This is a genomic window from Prevotella sp. HMSC073D09, assembly GCF_001814145.1.
Classification (GTDB): Bacteria; Bacteroidota; Bacteroidia; order Bacteroidales; family Bacteroidaceae; genus Prevotella; species Prevotella conceptionensis.
In genome coordinates this window covers 4,255-22,602 of the sequence record NZ_KV815069.1, presented here as the reverse complement: position 1 = coordinate 22,602, position 18,348 = coordinate 4,255, and the positions used below count along the sequence as shown (strand labels likewise).

General features: G+C 39.9%; 17 protein-coding genes and 2 pseudogenes. 5 read left to right on the top strand and 14 right to left on the bottom strand.

What is annotated here, in order from left to right:
* Nucleotides 1-67: 67 nt before the first annotated feature.
* Together HMPREF2955_RS04730 and HMPREF2955_RS04725 are read left to right on the top strand one after the other, a co-directional pair.
* The gene (locus HMPREF2955_RS04730) at nt 68-1,525 is read left to right on the top strand and encodes a TrkH family potassium uptake protein (RefSeq protein WP_070721458.1); all 1,458 of its coding nucleotides are present in this window, start codon (nt 68-70) and stop codon (nt 1,523-1,525) included.
* A 413-nt stretch (nt 1,526-1,938) separates the two neighbouring features.
* Entirely contained in the window at nt 1,939-2,901 is a 963-nt protein-coding gene (locus tag HMPREF2955_RS04725; protein ID WP_019188891.1) for a type I phosphomannose isomerase catalytic subunit, read from the top strand.
* A gap of 1,142 nt (nt 2,902-4,043) precedes the next feature.
* Here HMPREF2955_RS04725 and HMPREF2955_RS04715 read toward each other — a convergent pair.
* From HMPREF2955_RS04715 to HMPREF2955_RS15690, 4 genes and pseudogenes are all read right to left on the bottom strand, one after another.
* Entirely contained in the window at nt 4,044-4,424 is a 381-nt protein-coding gene (locus HMPREF2955_RS04715; RefSeq protein ID WP_232211193.1) for a hypothetical protein, read from the bottom strand.
* Nucleotides 4,425-4,505: 81 nt separating this feature from the next.
* Entirely contained in the window at nt 4,506-5,024 is a 519-nt protein-coding gene (locus HMPREF2955_RS04710; protein ID WP_019188887.1) for a hypothetical protein, read from the bottom strand.
* A gap of 1,600 nt (nt 5,025-6,624) precedes the next feature.
* Complete coding sequence (locus HMPREF2955_RS04705) at nt 6,625-7,158, bottom strand: hypothetical protein (protein WP_070721454.1); 534 nt, start codon at nt 7,156-7,158, stop codon at nt 6,625-6,627.
* A 379-nt stretch (nt 7,159-7,537) separates the two neighbouring features.
* Nucleotides 7,538-7,651: pseudogene (locus HMPREF2955_RS15690) on the bottom strand (IS5/IS1182 family transposase); the annotation flags it as partial.
* A gap of 113 nt (nt 7,652-7,764) precedes the next feature.
* On the opposite strand from HMPREF2955_RS15690, the gene HMPREF2955_RS04690 reads away from it, so the two are divergent.
* From HMPREF2955_RS04690 to tnpB, 3 genes are read left to right on the top strand one after another with little or no spacing between them, the layout of a single operon-like run.
* The gene (locus HMPREF2955_RS04690) at nt 7,765-10,038 is read left to right on the top strand and encodes a TonB-dependent receptor (protein ID WP_070721448.1); all 2,274 of its coding nucleotides are present in this window, start codon (nt 7,765-7,767) and stop codon (nt 10,036-10,038) included.
* Nucleotides 10,039-10,398 (top strand): cysteine peptidase family C39 domain-containing protein, encoded by a 360-nt coding sequence (locus tag HMPREF2955_RS16790; protein WP_371326380.1) that lies wholly within the window; start codon nt 10,039-10,041, stop codon nt 10,396-10,398.
* A complete protein-coding gene (gene tnpB / locus HMPREF2955_RS15000) occupies nt 10,370-10,624 on the top strand; it encodes an IS66 family insertion sequence element accessory protein TnpB (RefSeq protein WP_139145482.1) in 255 nt (84 codons plus the stop codon). Before HMPREF2955_RS16790 ends, tnpB begins: the two co-directional genes overlap by 29 nt.
* 497 nt (nt 10,625-11,121) lie before the next feature.
* Here the strand turns inward: tnpB and HMPREF2955_RS04685 are convergent, their stop codons facing one another.
* From HMPREF2955_RS04685 to HMPREF2955_RS04640, 10 genes and pseudogenes are all read right to left on the bottom strand, one after another.
* A complete protein-coding gene (locus tag HMPREF2955_RS04685; protein WP_246830068.1) occupies nt 11,122-11,862 on the bottom strand; it encodes a hypothetical protein in 741 nt (246 codons plus the stop codon).
* A 102-nt stretch (nt 11,863-11,964) separates the two neighbouring features.
* Nucleotides 11,965-12,519, bottom strand: coding sequence for a hypothetical protein (locus HMPREF2955_RS04680; protein WP_070721446.1), 555 nt, complete (start codon nt 12,517-12,519; stop codon nt 11,965-11,967).
* A gap of 510 nt (nt 12,520-13,029) precedes the next feature.
* Nucleotides 13,030-13,812, bottom strand: a complete 783-nt coding sequence (locus HMPREF2955_RS04675) for a hypothetical protein (protein ID WP_139145480.1) — start codon at nt 13,810-13,812, stop codon at nt 13,030-13,032.
* Nucleotides 13,813-13,834: 22 nt separating this feature from the next.
* Nucleotides 13,835-14,260 (bottom strand): hypothetical protein, encoded by a 426-nt coding sequence (locus tag HMPREF2955_RS04670; protein WP_070721442.1) that lies wholly within the window; start codon nt 14,258-14,260, stop codon nt 13,835-13,837.
* A gap of 32 nt (nt 14,261-14,292) precedes the next feature.
* Nucleotides 14,293-14,463, bottom strand: a pseudogene (locus tag HMPREF2955_RS04665) (RHS repeat-associated core domain-containing protein); the annotation flags it as partial.
* A gap of 52 nt (nt 14,464-14,515) precedes the next feature.
* The gene (locus HMPREF2955_RS04660; RefSeq protein ID WP_070721438.1) at nt 14,516-15,019 is read right to left on the bottom strand and encodes a hypothetical protein; all 504 of its coding nucleotides are present in this window, start codon (nt 15,017-15,019) and stop codon (nt 14,516-14,518) included.
* Nucleotides 15,020-15,108: 89 nt separating this feature from the next.
* Nucleotides 15,109-15,819 carry a hypothetical protein gene (locus HMPREF2955_RS04655; RefSeq protein ID WP_070721436.1) on the bottom strand — a complete coding sequence of 237 codons (711 nt, stop codon included), beginning with the start codon at nt 15,817-15,819 and terminating at the stop codon, nt 15,109-15,111.
* Between the two features lie 280 nt (nt 15,820-16,099).
* The gene (locus HMPREF2955_RS04650; protein WP_139145478.1) at nt 16,100-16,492 is read right to left on the bottom strand and encodes a hypothetical protein; all 393 of its coding nucleotides are present in this window, start codon (nt 16,490-16,492) and stop codon (nt 16,100-16,102) included.
* A 213-nt stretch (nt 16,493-16,705) separates the two neighbouring features.
* Complete coding sequence (locus tag HMPREF2955_RS04645) at nt 16,706-17,128, bottom strand: hypothetical protein (RefSeq protein WP_070721433.1); 423 nt, start codon at nt 17,126-17,128, stop codon at nt 16,706-16,708.
* A 91-nt stretch (nt 17,129-17,219) separates the two neighbouring features.
* Nucleotides 17,220-17,969, bottom strand: a complete 750-nt coding sequence (locus HMPREF2955_RS04640; protein ID WP_246830067.1) for a transposase — start codon at nt 17,967-17,969, stop codon at nt 17,220-17,222.
* Between the last annotated feature and the right edge of the window lie 379 nt (nt 17,970-18,348).

The following is an 18,348-nucleotide window of genomic DNA, read 5'->3' as shown; positions in this document are numbered from 1 at the left end:
TGATGAACTAGCAAACTTTTGAAGTTGTAACCTCGTAAACATGTCAACTTGTGAACTTGTCAACTGAATGATTAACTATCGCACCATATATAAAATTATCGGCTCGTTGCTTTTCATCGAAGCAGCGCTGATGTTGTCGTGCCTGGCAATGGCCATTTATTATGCGGAAGACGACGTAATGGTCTTCCTCGTGTCTATCATCGCCACCTTATTCTTTGGTTTCGTGTTCCGTTTCATGGGTCGCAACTCCGACAACACAATGGGACGCCGCGATGCCTGCCTCGTGGTGAGCCTCTCGTGGGCCATATTCAGTGCCATCGGCACCATGCCTTTCATGATAGGCGGCTACCTACACAGTTTCACCGATGCCTATTTCGAAACCATGTCGGGTTTCACAACCACAGGCGCAACCATCATCGACGATGTCGAGGCCCTGCCACATGGCATCATCTTTTGGCGTTCGCTAACGCAATGGATTGGCGGATTGGGTATCGTGTTCTTTACCATTGCCCTGCTGCCATCGCTCGTTGGTGGGTCGGTAAAAGTGTTCTCGGCCGAAGCCACAGGCCCAATCAAAAGCAAACTACACCCCAAACTAAGCACAAGCGCCAAGGCCATCTGGGCTGTTTACCTCACCATTTCCATCGCTTGCACCCTTTGTTACAAGTTCTTGGGCATGGGATGGTTCGACAGTGTGAACTATTCAATGACCTCTTTGGCCACGGGAGGGTTCTCAACCCACAATTCCAGCGTAGAGTTTTTCCACTCGCCTGCCATCGAATACGCCGTAACCTTCTTCTGTTTCATTTCAGGTGTGAACTTCACCCTACTCTATTTCACGGCCACGAAGTTAAAGATACGCCAGCTTTTCCGCAACTCCGAGTTCAAGCTCTACCTTTGGTTGGTACTGGGTTTCACGGCTTTCATCATGGTTGAACTAATCATACGCAACCACTACGAGTTGGAAAAAGCCTTCCGCGCGGCCATCTTCCAAGTGGTATCGTTCATCACCACCACAGGACTTTTCAGCGACGATGCCGCCCGTTGGCCACACGTAACATGGGTGGTATTGGCCATGTGCATGTTCATAGGTGCCTGTTCGGGCAGTACTAGCGGCGGTTTCAAGTGCATTCGCGGCGTAATGTTGCTCAAAGTAATACGCAACGAGTTCAAGCAACTGCTTCACCCCAACGCCGTTTTGCCGTTGAAGATAGACGGAGTAAACGTCTCTACCCAAAAGCGCGTAACGCTATTGGCCTTCCTCACCGTAACATTGGTGATGTGTTTGTTCTGTGCTTTCTCCATGATTGCAGCCGGAATAGACAACACCAACGCCATAACCATCACACTAAGTGCGCTAAGCAACGTTGGACCAACGTTGGGAATAGAGATTGGCCCAACCATGTCGTGGGCACAACTGCCCGACTTTGCCAAGTGGCTGTGTTCAGTATTGATGCTCATGGGACGTTTGGAGATATTCACCGTATTGGTTATCTTCACCCCCGCATTTTGGAACGACAGATAGTTTTGAGGAGTTAAGCAGTTATGAAGTTAAGGAGTTAAGCCAATACTCCTGCCGCTCATGTGCCAACACAATATGAAGAATGAATATGGTTTATGGCTAAACCTTAACAACATAAAGCCACATCTGACCCAAAACAAAGGGTAATGGCATGCACTTAACTCTATAACTCATCGACTTACAAAACTCTATAACTCACAAATTCAAACATAAACTCACAGAAATAAAGGGCAAAGGATACAAAGGAGAAAGGAACAAAGGAGAAAGGAACAAAGGAGAAAGAAACAAGGATATTGGCTTAACTCCATAAATAACAAAGGAGAAAGAAACAAAGGTACTGGCTTAACTCCTTAACTCCATAACTCCTTAACTCTTCTATCCCTAAGGCTCATAAACTAAAAAACTCATAAACTCACATGCAACCATTAAAGTTTAAACCACTTTTAAAGCAAACCATTTGGGGCGGAAACAAAATCGTTCCATTCAAACATCTCGACTCAAACCTGCAAAACGTGGGCGAAAGTTGGGAAATATCTGGCGTGCCAGGCGACGAGACCATCGTGGCCAATGGCGAGTATGCAGGCAAAAGCCTTAACGATGTGTTGAAAGAACTGCAAGGAAAGTTGGTGGGCGAAAAGAACTATGCACGCTTTGGAAACGAGTTCCCACTGCTCATCAAGTTCATCGATGCCAACGACGACCTATCTATTCAGGTGCACCCCACCGACGAATTAGCACAGAAACACGGTAAGAGTCGTGGAAAAACAGAGATGTGGTACTTGATGGAGTCAGACCCCAAGGCCTATCTCAACTGTGGAATGAAAACCGCCATCACACCTCAACAATACAAGGAGATGGTGGCCAACAACACCATCTGCGATGCCATCAGCAACTACAACGTAAAGCGCGGCGACAGTTTCTTCATCCCCGCAGGTCGTATTCACAGCATCGGCAAGGGCTGTTTCATCCTCGAAATACAGCAAACATCCGACGTAACCTACCGCATCTACGACTTCAACCGCAAGGATAAGGATGGGAACACACGCGAATTGCATACCGAAGAGGCTGCCGAATGTATCAACTACACGGTGGAAGAGAACTATCGCACAAACTATGTGCCTGCAAAGAACGTGGGCGTGAACCTCGCCACCTGTCCTTTCTTCACCACTAACCTCTACGATTTGGACCAACCGATGACCATCGACCTATCGCAACTCGACAGTTTCGTTATCCTTATCTGCACTGGCGGTAAAGGAACAGTTACCGACAACGAGGGAAACACCGTGGAAATGCAGACGGGCGACTCGATACTTGTCCCGGCTACCACACAGCACGTAAAGGTGGAAGGCGTTATCGAGTTGGTACAAACTTACGTTTAAGGCTGGTTCTAGAAATTACCCCCACTGCATTTTTAGGCTTTATCTGCGCTGTTTTCTCTTACTTCTTGATGGGCGATAGTGAACTATGCCCCTAAAAGAATAAGGAAAAGATGGCAGATGAGGCCTAAAAGACTGTGGAGAGCAAACGTAAAAAGAAGAAAAGACATGAACGTGGAATTTATAGAACATGCCTTAAACCCAAATCAGTCGTTAGAGCTTGTACGGATTTTGTTTGATTGTTGAGCATATTGCCTGTCGTATTCTTGAAGGCGTAGCGGGCTACGTCGAGAGAATAAGACAGGCCAAATGCCGACAAGCAAACGAAAGATGGACAGGAAGCGATGGAAACAACCTTCATAAATACACCGATAGACACCATTTTCTCCATACGCTTGTTATTGATACCATGTTAGTGAATTTGATTTTTCTTTTCTCAGAATTCATTTCTTTCCGTGTGTTATTAGAAACACCTGATTATCTGGTTTTCTGCTAATAATAATTCTATTGATTAGACGCTTGAATTGATTGGACAACTCATATAGTTTCCCTCTGTATAAAGCGAAGAAGGCACTAAAGTACAAATCCTCGGTTTGGTTGTCATCATACAGGAAGATGACTTTTCCTCGTGTGTCAGGAACTGTTTTGTATGAGGTAAATTCTTGCAATTCATTCACGGCCTGCATGAGTTCTTTGATTTTTTTTGTGCCAACAATGCTAACTGTATCACAAACACCTCTTAATGGCTCCCTTATCAAAGTATGAAGGGGTGATGCTGCAAATTGTAGTCATATAAATATCTGTAAATACGATTTGTAAACTTTTTACGTCCTTAGCACAACCCATAAACATGCCACTCAGCAGCAAGGCTATTATCAGCGTTCTATTTCTTATTGACATAATGTTTTTAGTTGTAATGCAAGTTTGTATCGCAAATAAAGTATTGGGAAAGATGAAAATTAGCTTTGTCTTCGTTGCCTTAATCGGGCTTACTTTTAATGTTATACCCAAAACGAAATAGTGTTGGCTATAATATCATGAAACAAAGGATACGTGCTTTCTTAAATCAACTTTCCACAACGATGCCAGAATTATTATAAAAAGCACAATCATTCCTATCAATATTCAGGGACTAAACAAATTTATCAAGTATCAGGAATGTACACTCTAAGATACTTGCCCGTATAACAGTAATACCTATGCTTAACGATTACCGTGTTATATACATGTCTTTTATCCCCACCTTCCTTATCTATTACTACTTTCTTTCCAACATATATTTCTCTCCTTTTGATTATATAAACATAATCTCTCATCAAACTATCCTTTTCCACTTCCGAAGACGTAAATAACAAAAGACCCTCACTTTTATAAATTCCTACATTTTGGAGCGTTCCCTTTCTATACTCTTCATACAAGAAAGGCATGTAATACTTCCCTCTCCACTTCATTCTCTCGTCAGAGTAATGATAATCAGAAGAAACAAGCCTATAACTTATCACTCGAAAGTTCTCAAGCCTTTTCATAGCAGAGCCTTTTGCACAAATAAGACTCATCAAAAGCACTAAATAATATAAGCTCATATACTAAAATATTACTATTATTACCTATCTAAAATCATCGTTATTACCATCATACTCCAACATTCTTTCAAAAATCATTCGCAGGTCTTCAACAAACTTTAACCCCAACCGTTGGTCGCATTCTAATAATTCAGGAAAAAAATGGTATTCATTTTTTCCTTGTTTTAAAATTCTTATCACATACTCATTCTTTGTTACACAACCACAGCGGCTCCAATCAGGTTTCTCTAACCTACTCAGGTTCTTTACTGTTAGATAATGCAGCAAGTTTGCTATTGCCTGGTCGTTAACTTTCCTTCTTTTCTTATGTGTTAAATCATCAACAGCCAATAACAAACTATCATTAGCATAATAATAAACACGATCATGTTCCAACGATATGGCTGTAATTGAATTAAAACACAACTCGCCATAAGTAATTCTATAAACATAGATGTTCGCATTCGCATCTATTACCCAATCCTTTCTTACATACTGCTGATAGCAAGAGGTTAGAAACACCCCCATAGCCAACATGGTAAAACAGAATTTCTTGTTAATCATTTTGTTATATTTCCTCCTTTCCCTTTCAAACTCGCTGCGCCATTGGCAGCAATCGCCGTTCCGTTCGTATTGCAAACCTAGATTGTCACTTCTCAAACGCGCGAAATATTTGACAAAGATACAAGAAAAATTAAAACCATCCTACATTTACCAGCTACAAAATGCAGTTATATTTTAAAGGTGAAATGGTGAAAAGGTGAAAAGGTGAAAAGATGGCTGCGCCTATTAACTTGTTATCTCGTTAGCTTGTCAACTCGTTGACCTGTTACCTCGTTAGCCTGTTACTTCGTTAGCCTATTGCTTCGTTAACTTGTTATCTCGTTAACTTGTTATCTCGTTAACTTGTCAACTAATATTGGTGAAAAATGGCTGTTCCTATTAACTTGTACAATCGTAAACTAGTTTTCTCGTTCATCTGCAAAATCACGTTCTTGTCTACTTGCCTACTCGTCAACCTATAAGCTCATGCTCTGTTAACTCGCCAACTTGTCAACTCGTCAACCAGCTAACTCGCCAACCATTGTAACCTTTTCAGTAAGAATTTTAACATTATGAGTGCCTTCGTAATCCACCAACCGCTCACCCGACAAAAAATCGATTCTCGCGAAGGTTAGTTTTGATGCAAGAAGGGGTTAGTCTGTGAAAGCAGCAAAATGAATTTTTATTTAAAAGCCCGTCATTTACACTCGTTTTGGGGTGATTTTCAGCAAAATGAAGTGCGTTTTGGTGCAAAACGCGGTGCAATATGCCGCTAAACGCAGTGCGTTTTGATGCAAAATGCAAGGTGAAATGGTGCTAAACGCAGTGCGTTTTGGTGCTAAATGAAAGGTGAAATGCTACTAAATGTGAGGCAAAAAGCATAAAAATACACTGCTATTGTATAAACAAAACCTTTTAGAGCCATCAAAAACATGGCCAAAAGGGGCAAAATAGCCGTTAAAAAGTAGGGTTTTAAGGGCTAAAAGTGTGTTATTGGACTTGAAAAATTACGAGCTAGCACACAAACTAGAAAGGCTAAATGGTGCAAAATGCAGGTTGTTTTCTTAAAAGAAGACAAAACGAAAGACGTGGAAGGTTAGAAATAGTGGCAATTTAGCCACTTTACAACCTATATTTTCGCTAGAACAGAGTGAAATTTAAAACGATATTGTAAAATAAAATAAACACAAAAAAAATACAGTCTAACAGAATTGCTTTTGGAGAATTGTTGTTAGAAGAATGCAAGACGTTGCGTAGCATAGCATCAATAAACCCTTACGCCGAGGATAAGGAGGACTTTTGTTTGTTTACGATGCACCTACGGCTTTGCAAATCCAATCTTTTTTTGACAATTAGCTCATGAGTTTGCGAACCTATGGAGTTGAATTATATTGCGCATCTATCATGTTGTCGTTGTCAGAGGTGAGCAACATGCCTTGCAACCGTTCCCATTGATAGTCTTAAATGTACGTGCTTTTCATACCACAAGCCCATTCACGTCTATCATGGAGCGTCCGCCCTTGTCGTAGCGCCAGCACAACGATTGCCCCTTCCCCATCTTTAACTTTTACCCGCTCTGCGGTATTATAGCCATAGATTGCCACTTACCCATCAAGGTTGGTCATGGCTCACAATACTTTTTATATACCTCTAATTCAAGTAAGATAGTTTTATCTTCTACGTGAAGCTTGTAATAGGAATCCATGATTTTCTTATAAATTAATTCTGAAGTCTCGTTTTTCCTTATGAATGAAAGTAGTTCAGCAATTATGCGCATAATCCTACCTAACTGATTATTTGCTGCATAAAATTCGAGAGTTGCATTTAGCTGCTCTCCTACATTTAAATCAGCAATGTTCTTGCGATTTAAATAATCACAGATCAAATCAAACCTCCATAGTGTATGGATATAATACCGATTGAACACTATGCTTTTGTTTCTAAAGATGGTAATGTTAGAGTCAGTCAAACTTATTATTTCTTTTTTAAGCCATCTTTCGGTGTCAGTGATTTTATCATATTCCATGATAGCCTCTTCTAGAAGTTTCTCGTACATAAAGGGTATTTTCGAAAGAAAGCCCGCTGGTCTTTCCCCCTCGAGTATGGCTGTTACTCCATTATAATAATCCACAAAAAGTTGTTCGAATTTTTCCATTTTGTTTATTTCTGTTTAAAGCCTTCTTTACTTTTAAGGTTCCTATAAATTGAGAGGAGCTTATTATATCTGTGATGCAAAAACGAACCAAGACAAACACCCTTTCCATGTGCAAAGCAATGGACAAAGATACGATAAAATCCGAAATTCTGCCGCATTTGTCTGTGGCAAAACGTGGGTATGCCTTAAAAAGTAACCTTCTGGAAATTATTATTCTGTGCGTTCTATATAAGTTGAAAAGAAAGACTACCAATGCCATATATGTCACAGATCATAAGGAAATACCGCCTGCCATACTTATGTGTAGTAACTAGTCTAGCCGTTGATGTAGGCGTATCCGTCGCGCATAAACTGTAAATATGGCGATTTGTACAAAAGGAATGCACTGAATGACCTCCACCAGGTCACTTTTTGTAACATAACCGCGTTTTGCCACCGACAAATATGGCAAGATCTCAGATTTTATTGTATCTTTGTCCAGTACTTCGTACATGAGAGGAGTGTTTATCTTGGTTTTTACAGCACAAAGATAATAGACTCCTCTCAATTTGTAGAGGTTTAAAAAGCCTAGATGACTTCAAAATCAATGTGTAAATAATTTATATTATGATGGCAAGAATTCTCACAACGTTATGGTTTGCTTTTGTAGCCTCATTGATAAGCAGCAACGCACAAAACAGAATATACGGTACGGTGACCGATCCGTCTGGCGTTCCATTAGTCGGCGTTGACTGCGTATTGGCCAGCTTATCCGATACGACAGCCATTGTTCACACGCAGACAGACTCAAAAGGAACCTTCAGTTTGAATGTAGACGAAGACGGACAGTTCCTGTTGAAATTCTCTTGCTTAGGATATCAGCCACAGCAGCTAACGTGCAAGAGTGGCGATGTCGGAATGGTCAAGCTGACTGAAAGCATACAGAACCTTTCAGAGGTCACTGTGTCGGGCCAAGGGCTAAGAAGCTTCGGCAACGCAGACATCATCCTGTTAGACAGGCGTGCCAGACAGGTGGGAAACAACGCTTTGGAGGCCATCAGTAACCTGCCGCAATTCAGACTTTCAACAAACAGCGGTGAACTGCTTACGGCAGATGGTAAATTTGTCCTGGTGCTGATTGATGGAATCAGAAGGTCGGTACGCGAACTGATGCTGCTCAAAACCGACGAAATAAAGACCCTGCACTACTATTCCAATCCACCTGCAAGGTTTGCGCATGAGAATATAGGTGCTGTATTGAATGTGGCAACCAAGCGCACCAACAAAAGGCACTATTCACTATATCTCGACACCAAAAATAGTATCACCACAGGATACGGAACCAACTTGTTTTCCACCAGTTATAGCGATTCGCTCAACAAGGTGTCTGCGGCATATTTTCTGGACTACAGACATCTTAACCAGAATACCATGGAAAACCGTTATGCCTATCCGGATGTGACGAACGATTACAAGGGTCTGTCGGGTAAATACACTGGTGCCTACCACATCGGACAATTATTCTATCAGCGTTTCCAAAACAACAACCTTTTCAATATCACTTTAGAATATCGTAAGTTTCCGGCTACCCAGCAATATCGTCAACAGCTCTTGCGGACGGGTAGATTGGGAGATGCCAACCACAGAAGGCTTCAAAGTGACTTTTCATCCCTATCGGCCAACATCTACTTCGGACACACTTTCCGCAAAGGCAACAATCTGTCGGTCAATGTGGTGAACACTTATTTCAAATCCAATTCGAACAATAATCTAACAAACACCTCGGGAACGGGAACGTTTACCAACATCGTCGACAACAAGTCTTACTCGCTAATAGCAGAAGCACTTTATACTGACAAACTATGGCAGGGAAATATACAGATAGGAACCTACTATCAATACAAAAGACTGCAGCAGACAGACGGAGCCTCCAGTTTGTCGACAGTGAATACGCAAAAGGAATACCTATACGCCGACTACACCAATCAATGGGGGGCATTGTCCTACAACCTGGGGGTAGGTGTGGAGAACAACCGGTACAGAACTGTGACGAAGGCAATAGCCAACTACATCCTCATGCGGCCTTCTGTTTCTCTTAATTACCAGCTGCACAAACACGGTTCGCTACGCCTGACTTCGTCTATAGCATCTGCGGTTCCTAGCGTCGGTCAGCTCACAGATAGTCGCACCGTCGTGGATGAACGATTCTATCTACAAGGCAACAGCAGTCTGAAGCCCTACCATTTCTACCGCACCGAACTTAGTTTCCAGTATGCGTCGGCGAACAATATCTGGTTTGTCAAACCTTCCGTCAATCACGCCCACTATCCCAGCAGGAATATGACAGTTGTTTCTGCTGACGGCACCGACGTCGTGAACCGAATTGTGGACATCCACCATGTCAACGAGTATGGCGCATCGCTTGTTCTAAGTTGTAGACCTTTCTCATGGCTAACTTTGCAACCTTACTACAACTATCTGTTTTCCAAATACGATACGCCTAATCAGTGCATCAACCACAATCTGAACAATGTCGGAATCTCTTGTCAGGTGGTGACAGGCAAGTGGCAATTCATTACCAACCACAATCTACCGATGACAACTGTTGACGGTGATGTTTTTGAGAAGCACGGGTATAATGCGAACGCATCCCTTTCCTACAGGCTCGGTGCCGTCACCATGGGAGCCATGTTCATTTACAATCCCGATCCTTCCAAGATTTACGCAGACACCCCTTCATTCCATTTCGTAGAAAAGACTCGATGGGGTAATTTCAAGAATCTTGTTGCACTGACCTTCGTCTATTCTCTGACGAAAGGTAATTCACGAAGGCATCTGAGCAAAAACATTAATAATAGTGACAACGACTCTGGTCTTACCAAATACAACACAGCAAAATAAATGTCCTTTTGTTTTTATAGACAACATGACGCCATGCAATGTGGAATTGCCTGCATGGCTATGCTCTGTAAATTTTATGGTAGGATGTATTCGTGCGAAAACCTATCACATATATGTGCTATAACCAATGAGGGTGTTTCAATGCAGGCTTTAAAACAATTGGCAGAAGCCTTAGGCTTTGATGTACTATGTGAAAAAGCAAGTTTATATCACCTCAACTCCGCAGCATTTTTCCTTGTGCGATATTTTTATATATTGTCTCAATCGGTAAGCATCCAATATTCGCCGCCTTTTTCCTGTATGCTTTGTTTCCTACCTTTGTGCAAAAAATATGTTTGCACTCAACGAAACAAATGCTGACCGCGTTTGTTGTACTCCTGTTGATATGCATCAGGTAATCCTCCGCTTATGTCAATTCGTACGCGGTAATGACTTCAACCCTTCTGATGTTTGTGTCTATGTCTTTTATAATCGCCCTCGCAACCGCATCAAATTGCTCCATGGGGAACGTTATGGCTTTGTTGTGTATCACAAGCAGATGACGCAGGGCTGTTTAAGTAGTAAGAAAAGCCTTTGCTGGACATGAAGATGGATTGATAAAACTACTGCTCATAAACTGCAAATAACAAAAAACTTATATGACACCAATCATATAAGGGCTTTTTTGTGAAGTATCAATGCGGCGAATATTGGGTGCTTATTATGTAACTTACTTCTGTTCATAATTACTAAGCACCGAGCAGATGCTGAGTAATATAAGCATTATTACTTTCTGTTTCTCCATACCATTTTTTGAAGGTTTGATGTTTTTAGTTTTTTCCAAATACGGTATACCCTTTCAGGTTAACAGATTCCTTATCTCTGTTGTATGTCACTCTTTCCATGGTGTTAAAGTCATCTTGACTTTTACTATTTCAATAAATTGAGAGGAGTTTATTATCTTTGTGATGCAAAACGAACCAAAACAAACACTCTTTCCATGTGCGAAGTAATGGACAAAGATACGATAAAATCCGAAATTCTGCCGCATTTGCCTGTGGCAAAGCGTGGATAGGCCTTAAATTCTCCGAGAAGTTTCAGAAATTACTCTCTTGCGATTAGCCATAACTTTACACCACGCTTTTTTACAATAAATATCGAATCTAATTTGTGGCCATTGGTCTTAAACTCTTGGTAATACTTGTCATAATGATAGTGGTAATCTTCGGGAAGACTATACTCCCTAAAAAGTGTATCCCAAGAAATTTCTTCCTTCGTATAGTAATTATACATTTTACTACATGTATTTATACGATAAGCCATATCCATACTGATAGCGAGAGGACTCCCATCAATATCCACCGCTAGCGGGTTAAACTGTGTCAAGAACACTGTTCCCCTTTTTGTTTTAAGGTATACTTCTGGGATACCCTTCACATCGGTTCTTATTACTTCCTTGTTTTCTATAAAATTCTTGATTGAGTTATAATCTCCACGGTCAACAAATAACGTATCATACACAGGCACCTTATTTGACATCATAATCAATTCTTTAGCACTAACAACTTTAGAACTATATATGGGTCTAAAGAAAACAACGATAGAATCCTGAAATTCCGTTTTTTCTCTAGATTTACTAGCGCAACTAACATTTGCAACAAGTACCAATGCCCATAGAAATAATAACAAAGCGTTTCTTTTCATTTCTTCTTGCTTTTTTGAAGTCGGCTCTTCTGTTGTAAGTTCAGTCCACCGATGATGATGACGAATACTTTCTCCATTCAATTGTGCAGTTCTCCGCTCCCCCAATAACACGAAACTCTTCTTCGGCATCAAACTTTTCATATTCTTCTTGTACTTTATGCTGATTCTCAAAATGTTTCCTGCACTGTTGGTTCTATCCGTAGCGTGGAAAATTCGTGTTCCATAAGACTCATGGGAGAAGAATTATTCTACGAAATGAAAATTATCGTCTATGTGATATTTACGTGTAAGTTGTTTCTGAACATACTCCTGGCCTTCGGGAGGATCTAACCCACGTTGTACTTTCTTGTACGTAGTTCGAATCGTTATAGTTCCATCTTTATATTCACTATCCACATCTAAGAATTCATCGTGACAGCCAACTAATAATGATGATGTAACAACGTCTTGTTTATCATTATACAGATATATGATGATTCTAGAATCATGGTAGTTGTAAAACTCTTTACATGCCAACACATAATATCCATCAGCAATTTTATACTTTCCAACATAACAAAATGTCGACTGGCCATGAGCGTTTGAGAGCACAATTGTATTTACAGGCAACAAAAACCTGTTTGCAAGTATATCATAGCTTATAGTATCTTTTGTTGGTAATGGCATTGTAGTAAGAATGCCACCACATGGGAACTCTGCCAGGTCTATGAAATGGCTTAAAAACTTTGTTTCCTCCGTATCCTGACTTTTACAGGCACATAGTCCCACAAGCATAAAAACTATTATTATCTGTTTCATTTTTTCCTATTTGGTTTAACTTCATAGACCCACCTGCACATTTCTCCCTCTCTTCATCTTCTCCATAAGAATTAGTATGAATGTGATATGGATCCGTGTCTTACAGACAGTCCAAGAAAGACCTGTAACGTTGCAAAGCTATGCCCCATACCTTTTACTCCTCGCCCTTCCTCGTCCACTTGTGGAAATGCCGACACACTGTTTTGTAATGCAACATTGTCCTTGTGAAGATGGATGAGACAAGAAACCGTGTGGCACAGGAAACTTGCTTTCAACTTGTAGAGAATGCACTGAATAACCTCCAACAAGCTATTTTCGGAATGTAATCGCGTTATGCCACAGACAAGTGGGGCGGGATTTCAAACGCTATCGTAAATTTGTTCCGCACATTCGTACATGAGAGGAACATCTATCTTGCTTTTGCATTACAAAGATAATAAACTCCTCGCAATTTATAGAAACATTAAAAGTAAAGACTGCTTCATTGTATATTGTTAAACAACAAATCTTTCACTTAATCTGTTTATTGATAAATGCCTGGAATATGCTCGAATTCATGACAACATAAGGATAGAGGTAGCCAACACGATACAAACTTAGATTTTTCACAAAGTTCGGCATCCCAATCAATGAGTCGGAGAACACATGTTCTTCGCATATCAACAGATGCTTAGTAATGTCAACATTGGTTTTGTCTCTATCTGAAGAATTAAAAAGCATAATGATTTCAAATGTTTCTTTTGGGAGTAAGCATTTTACGAATAATTCTGGAATAATAGCACAACTGTCTTCAATGACCATATTCGACTCCCATTCCAACATTGATAAACTAAAATCTCCGTATCTACGCAGGAGTTTCCGTCTTAAGAGTTGAACAGGGTTTAAAGAATCATTTTTCTCCTCGACAAAGAATATTAAGAGTTTTGAGGGTGTGTTGTTCTTAATAGAATACAAGCACGAACGAGTCTCGTCATATCCTTCTTTCTCTCCCCTTATACACCATCTGGCTTGAATAGAATCAATGCTTTGGCAAAACAACATACTATGACCGAATAGTATGAAACAAAACAGAACAAATGCAATTCTCATAATTCTATACTTTTTAATGGTTTCTTTTCTTGTCCTTATAGACTTGTCTATTAACTCTTGCTTGGGTTCATGGCTATCTTGAAAATGAGGTACTGAGCGATGACGGTCTCCCACAGACTCTCCGTAAATCAAAGCATGACCATATCCTTCATTTGAGAACATTTCTACTACTACTACCGACCAGAGAGAAGGATTTATGTTCATGATTAAGAACATTGGTAATCAATCAATGGTATTTCAGCCTCTTTTCCCAATACAATATATCGTCTTCTTTCATCCCGTCTCTCCAGTCCCTAATACTTCTATTGTGTAAAAGGACTATGGCATCGCGATTATAGATGTAATAAAGCAGAATGTTTGCAGCGTAATCTGTTGTCTCATCATTGAGTAGAGACAACCATTCTCCTCTTTTCATCCTTACAATAAGGATCTTTTGTTTTGGAGTCAATTTTACGCTTACACGATAGCCAACATCAAATATGGGAAAGCATGTATCGCAAGCGACTTTCTTTATAGAGAAGTTGATACGCTTATTATTTATGAAGGAAAGTTCATTTGTGATGATTTTCTCTCGTTTGCTGTGTGTTTTTTGAGCACAGCATGATGATATGGTCATTATTAGAAAAACCAAGATAACCCAATTAAATTTCATTGTCTTTTTCTCCTTCTTTTTTGATATGCTTATGGCGCACCGTTGACGTACACACTTTCCAAGTCGCGGTGGCTTTTAATTATTCGCTCGCCCGCTGCGTTATACGTGTAGCGACTAATCTTACAGTTATCCGACAGTGCCATCAGGCGGTTCTCTTCGTTCCACGCCATACGCCGCTCCGTGTCCAGGCTGTCTTCCTCCACAAACATGGGATTGCCATTGGCATCGCGTATTTCTACGCGACATGCAGGAAACCTATTTCATCATATATTTATCATCCGATACTCTACTTACTGTGAAATGGTGTTTTGTACACATATAGCCATGCACAGGAGCAAGATTCCCATCAAAAATGCCACACCCATTAACTTCATAAAATGTTTCGAACAACACTTGTAGTTTATAATGCGAATAATAGTACTCATCCTCATACACAACCTTATTGTTTTTTATGAGAATTACTCTACACATTTCAGAATCCGACCCAATAAGAGCCGTATAAGGATCTTCTGCATCCCCATACGTTTTTATTCCTATTATATTCTGAACTCCGTTTAGCGGAATAAGGGAATGAAAGACGTACATCGTGTCATAGTCTATATCTAGTACCTCACATAAATCCAATTCACCAACCCCCTTATCATTCAGAACATTGTGTTTTAATACATATCCTTCTATTTTATCGGGGAAATGAGATGAACAACTACAAATGAAAGTAAGCCCTATTGTAAAGACACATATTGATATTAACTTATTCATTTAAACCATTATTATCGTTTTTATTTATATCTTTTACGGTAACATCATATTGTTTTTTCGTGATGAAATGAAACGTCCTTGTGTAACAGCTAGGTACAGATTCTCTTGGCAGTCCTTTCATCAAATTTATTTGTAATAATACTTTGACAAAGGATTTGTCTAATAGCATGACACTTATTACTCTCTATAAGTATGATTTTTTTCAACTTTGAGGGCATCTTACCAGAGCAAGAAGAAGTTTCATCGTATCTGTAATCATCAGGAATACCAAATTCCTTAATTAACAGAACATATTTTAGACTTCCCTCCTTTACCGTATTAAAGTATTTTGTCTTCCACAATATCTGATAAATTGTATAACGTAATGATTTATCCGCTTGTTCTTGTAAAGCATGTAAATGAACAGGAATACCCATTGTCATTTCATCTTTATGACATTTTAGATAAAAGCGTGCATCGTCAGCCGATAGCCTGTCCCTAGAAACCTTTTTTATAAAGCCTTTAAATTTACGGAACAAAGTGGAATCTAAGCTAATCGTTTCATTTGGCATTTTTCTATCAGACATTTGTTTCATATCTTCAAAGGACACGGCGTCAAAAGATTCGTAATGTCCCCTATAGTATGTTACGACAATAGAATCCTTAGCAACACAGTCATTTCTTAACTTTGTTTTGCAACCAACCACAACAAACAATGTTATAATTATGTATAAGAACTTCATCACCATCTCTTTTTTCGTTTTGTCGTACATTATGCCTAATGGTTTCTCCATTTCTACATGCAGTACACCATTCGGCATCTTCGATACTTCCTTCTCTTACTCTACCCCGCATTAACTGTTTGGAATTTTACTTTTAGGTTCAAACTATCTTTTGTTTTTATACCCGTTTAACGAAGTGCGCAAATTCATACTCGATTATTGTAGCGAGAGATATGGCTCCACCATCGGATGCCCTTGCTACCTTTCAAGAAATCCAAGTAATGCAGGCACCTCCATTATCATCAAAAAGGTTACGCTGTCTTTCAAACTGCATCATTGGTAGTCTTTTTGCCCCACCGTGACGATGTTCGCACCATATCTATGGGCGTTCTGGAATCACCGAAGGGTAGAGATTTAAAGACATCAATGTGTCTGTGAACATTGAGCTCTTAATTACTAACAAAGTGTCGTTACATTCTCTTATACAATACTCCATTCCCCCGATGTTTATTGTTGTATCATTTATTAATGACCATTTTTCAATGAGCATGATGTCCCCTCCGTCATACTTTGTTAGGACACTAGCTTTATAGGCCCTTTCATATACGTACCATCTACCCTGTCTATCAAAGTAATAGTAAACTTGCGACTTCTCAGCGTGCGACTTCTTCAACCAGTATCTATGATTTCTACCTGCAATTGTCATTTCGATAGAATTCTTCTTACAAGATAGCATACTAAGCATAACACAAAAGACTATTATATATTTCATCGCTATTTATTTTTTTAACACCAATGTCGAATCCCGACGTTTCACTAGAATATCTTTTAAAAGATAAGCTATATCCATATTTCTTAACTTTTAGATTTGTCTCTTTTATTAATGAGCACACACGATCATCATTTACTCCATCTTCTATAATCGCATTTCTAAGATAAAGTGTGAGAGTTCCGTTGGCATCGTAGATGTGACATTCGTATGTTGTCACTTTTTCTGAGCAATCTTCCTCCAATCCTCTATTCGTACTATGGAATCTGTCATTGTGTCATAGAAAAAAACACTATCTTTTTTCGGTGAAACATAAAAATTGTAAATTGGTTCAAATCTATATGCAGTAGAAAAGCCCACTTGAATCCAAAAATAAGGAGTATCCATATCAGGGGATTGCATTAGTACAATAGCTTTTCTTCCTTTCACCTTGTAATCGCGTTCTAGTTCTCTCACTTCTTGTAATTTACCAACTAAACCCATGACCTTACCTACTTCCAAACAATCTACTACAACAGAAGCAGTTCTACAATCCTTGTTTGAATCATTATTACTTTTATGGCGTGATTGCAAGCCTTTCCCATGACAAGCAAATAATATGCAGAATATGCTTATATGCACGAATATGAGCTTTTTCATAACAACAACATATTTAAAATCCTGATTAAGTCACTTCAAACCGTTCAACTCTTTAAAATCGCCCTTTAATTTGTTATTCGCGTTATCTAAGTCAAACCAAAATCGTTTTGGAATTAACCATACGTAAATTGGGAAGTAGAAGTGGTTCCAACCCTTGTTTGTAATCAGCAATGCTATCGAAGAAATTCATCACCGCCTGCCTAAATTTTTCCTTCGCTCTATAGAAGGTTGTGTTGACAACTCCCCTCCTAAGCATTTTCCACTGGTGTTCTATAAGGGTGAGATTGGGTGAGTACAGCCAAAAGAAAAACTGCTTAGCCCTCGTTCCCTTCACCCTTTGTGTAAGATGCTTGTTGCGATAGAATCTGGCATCGTCTGATATGACGTATATCCCACATGTCTTGGGATGCTTAGCAGGTGCGGCTTCGTAAAGCTGGCATCTGAACTGGGTGTTTACGCTGTGGCAATCAATAGCGATGACATCAGCGGCATCGCGGGCGTTGAGAAATCCGTTAAGGTTTATCCGATAACGCCCGCTCACCGTGAATTGTCGCATGTGCCCGCCTTTCTCTACACAAGCGTAGGTGGAGTGGTTGTTGTGCATGCAATAGCTTTTGTAGCGGTTGTCGGTCAGTCTGGAAATGCCACCCAACATGTAGAGTTCCGCACAGCTATATACGCTGTACGGCCTTATTTCCAAGTCGTAGGAGATTGTTTTCGCATCGTGACCATGAGCCAGCATCAGTATGCAGGCGATCTGAGTACAATAGGGTTCAAAATCCTTACTGTGTTGGAACCAGCGAAGGTTTTCAAGTTCTTCCATGGATAAGTTTAATATCATGATGCAAAGATACGTTTTTTCTCAATATTTTCCAAATCTATTTATTTTCAATATAACTCGTTATCTTGACGACCAACATCCTGTATGAACTTATCTACTCGCTAACTGGTCAAATTTTCCATATTGCCAACCCATCCGCCCGTCAGAATTTGTCTCTTTTTCAGTAAGAATTTTAACATTATGAGTGCCTTCGTAATCCACCAACCGCTCACCCGACAAAAAATCGATTCTCGCGAAGGTTAGTTTTGATGCAAGAAGGGGTTAGTCTGTGAAAGCAGCAAAATGAATTTTTATTTAAAAAGACCGTCATTTACACCCGTTTTGGGGCGATATTCAGCAAAATGAAGTGCGTTTTGATGCAAAATGCAAGGTGAAATGG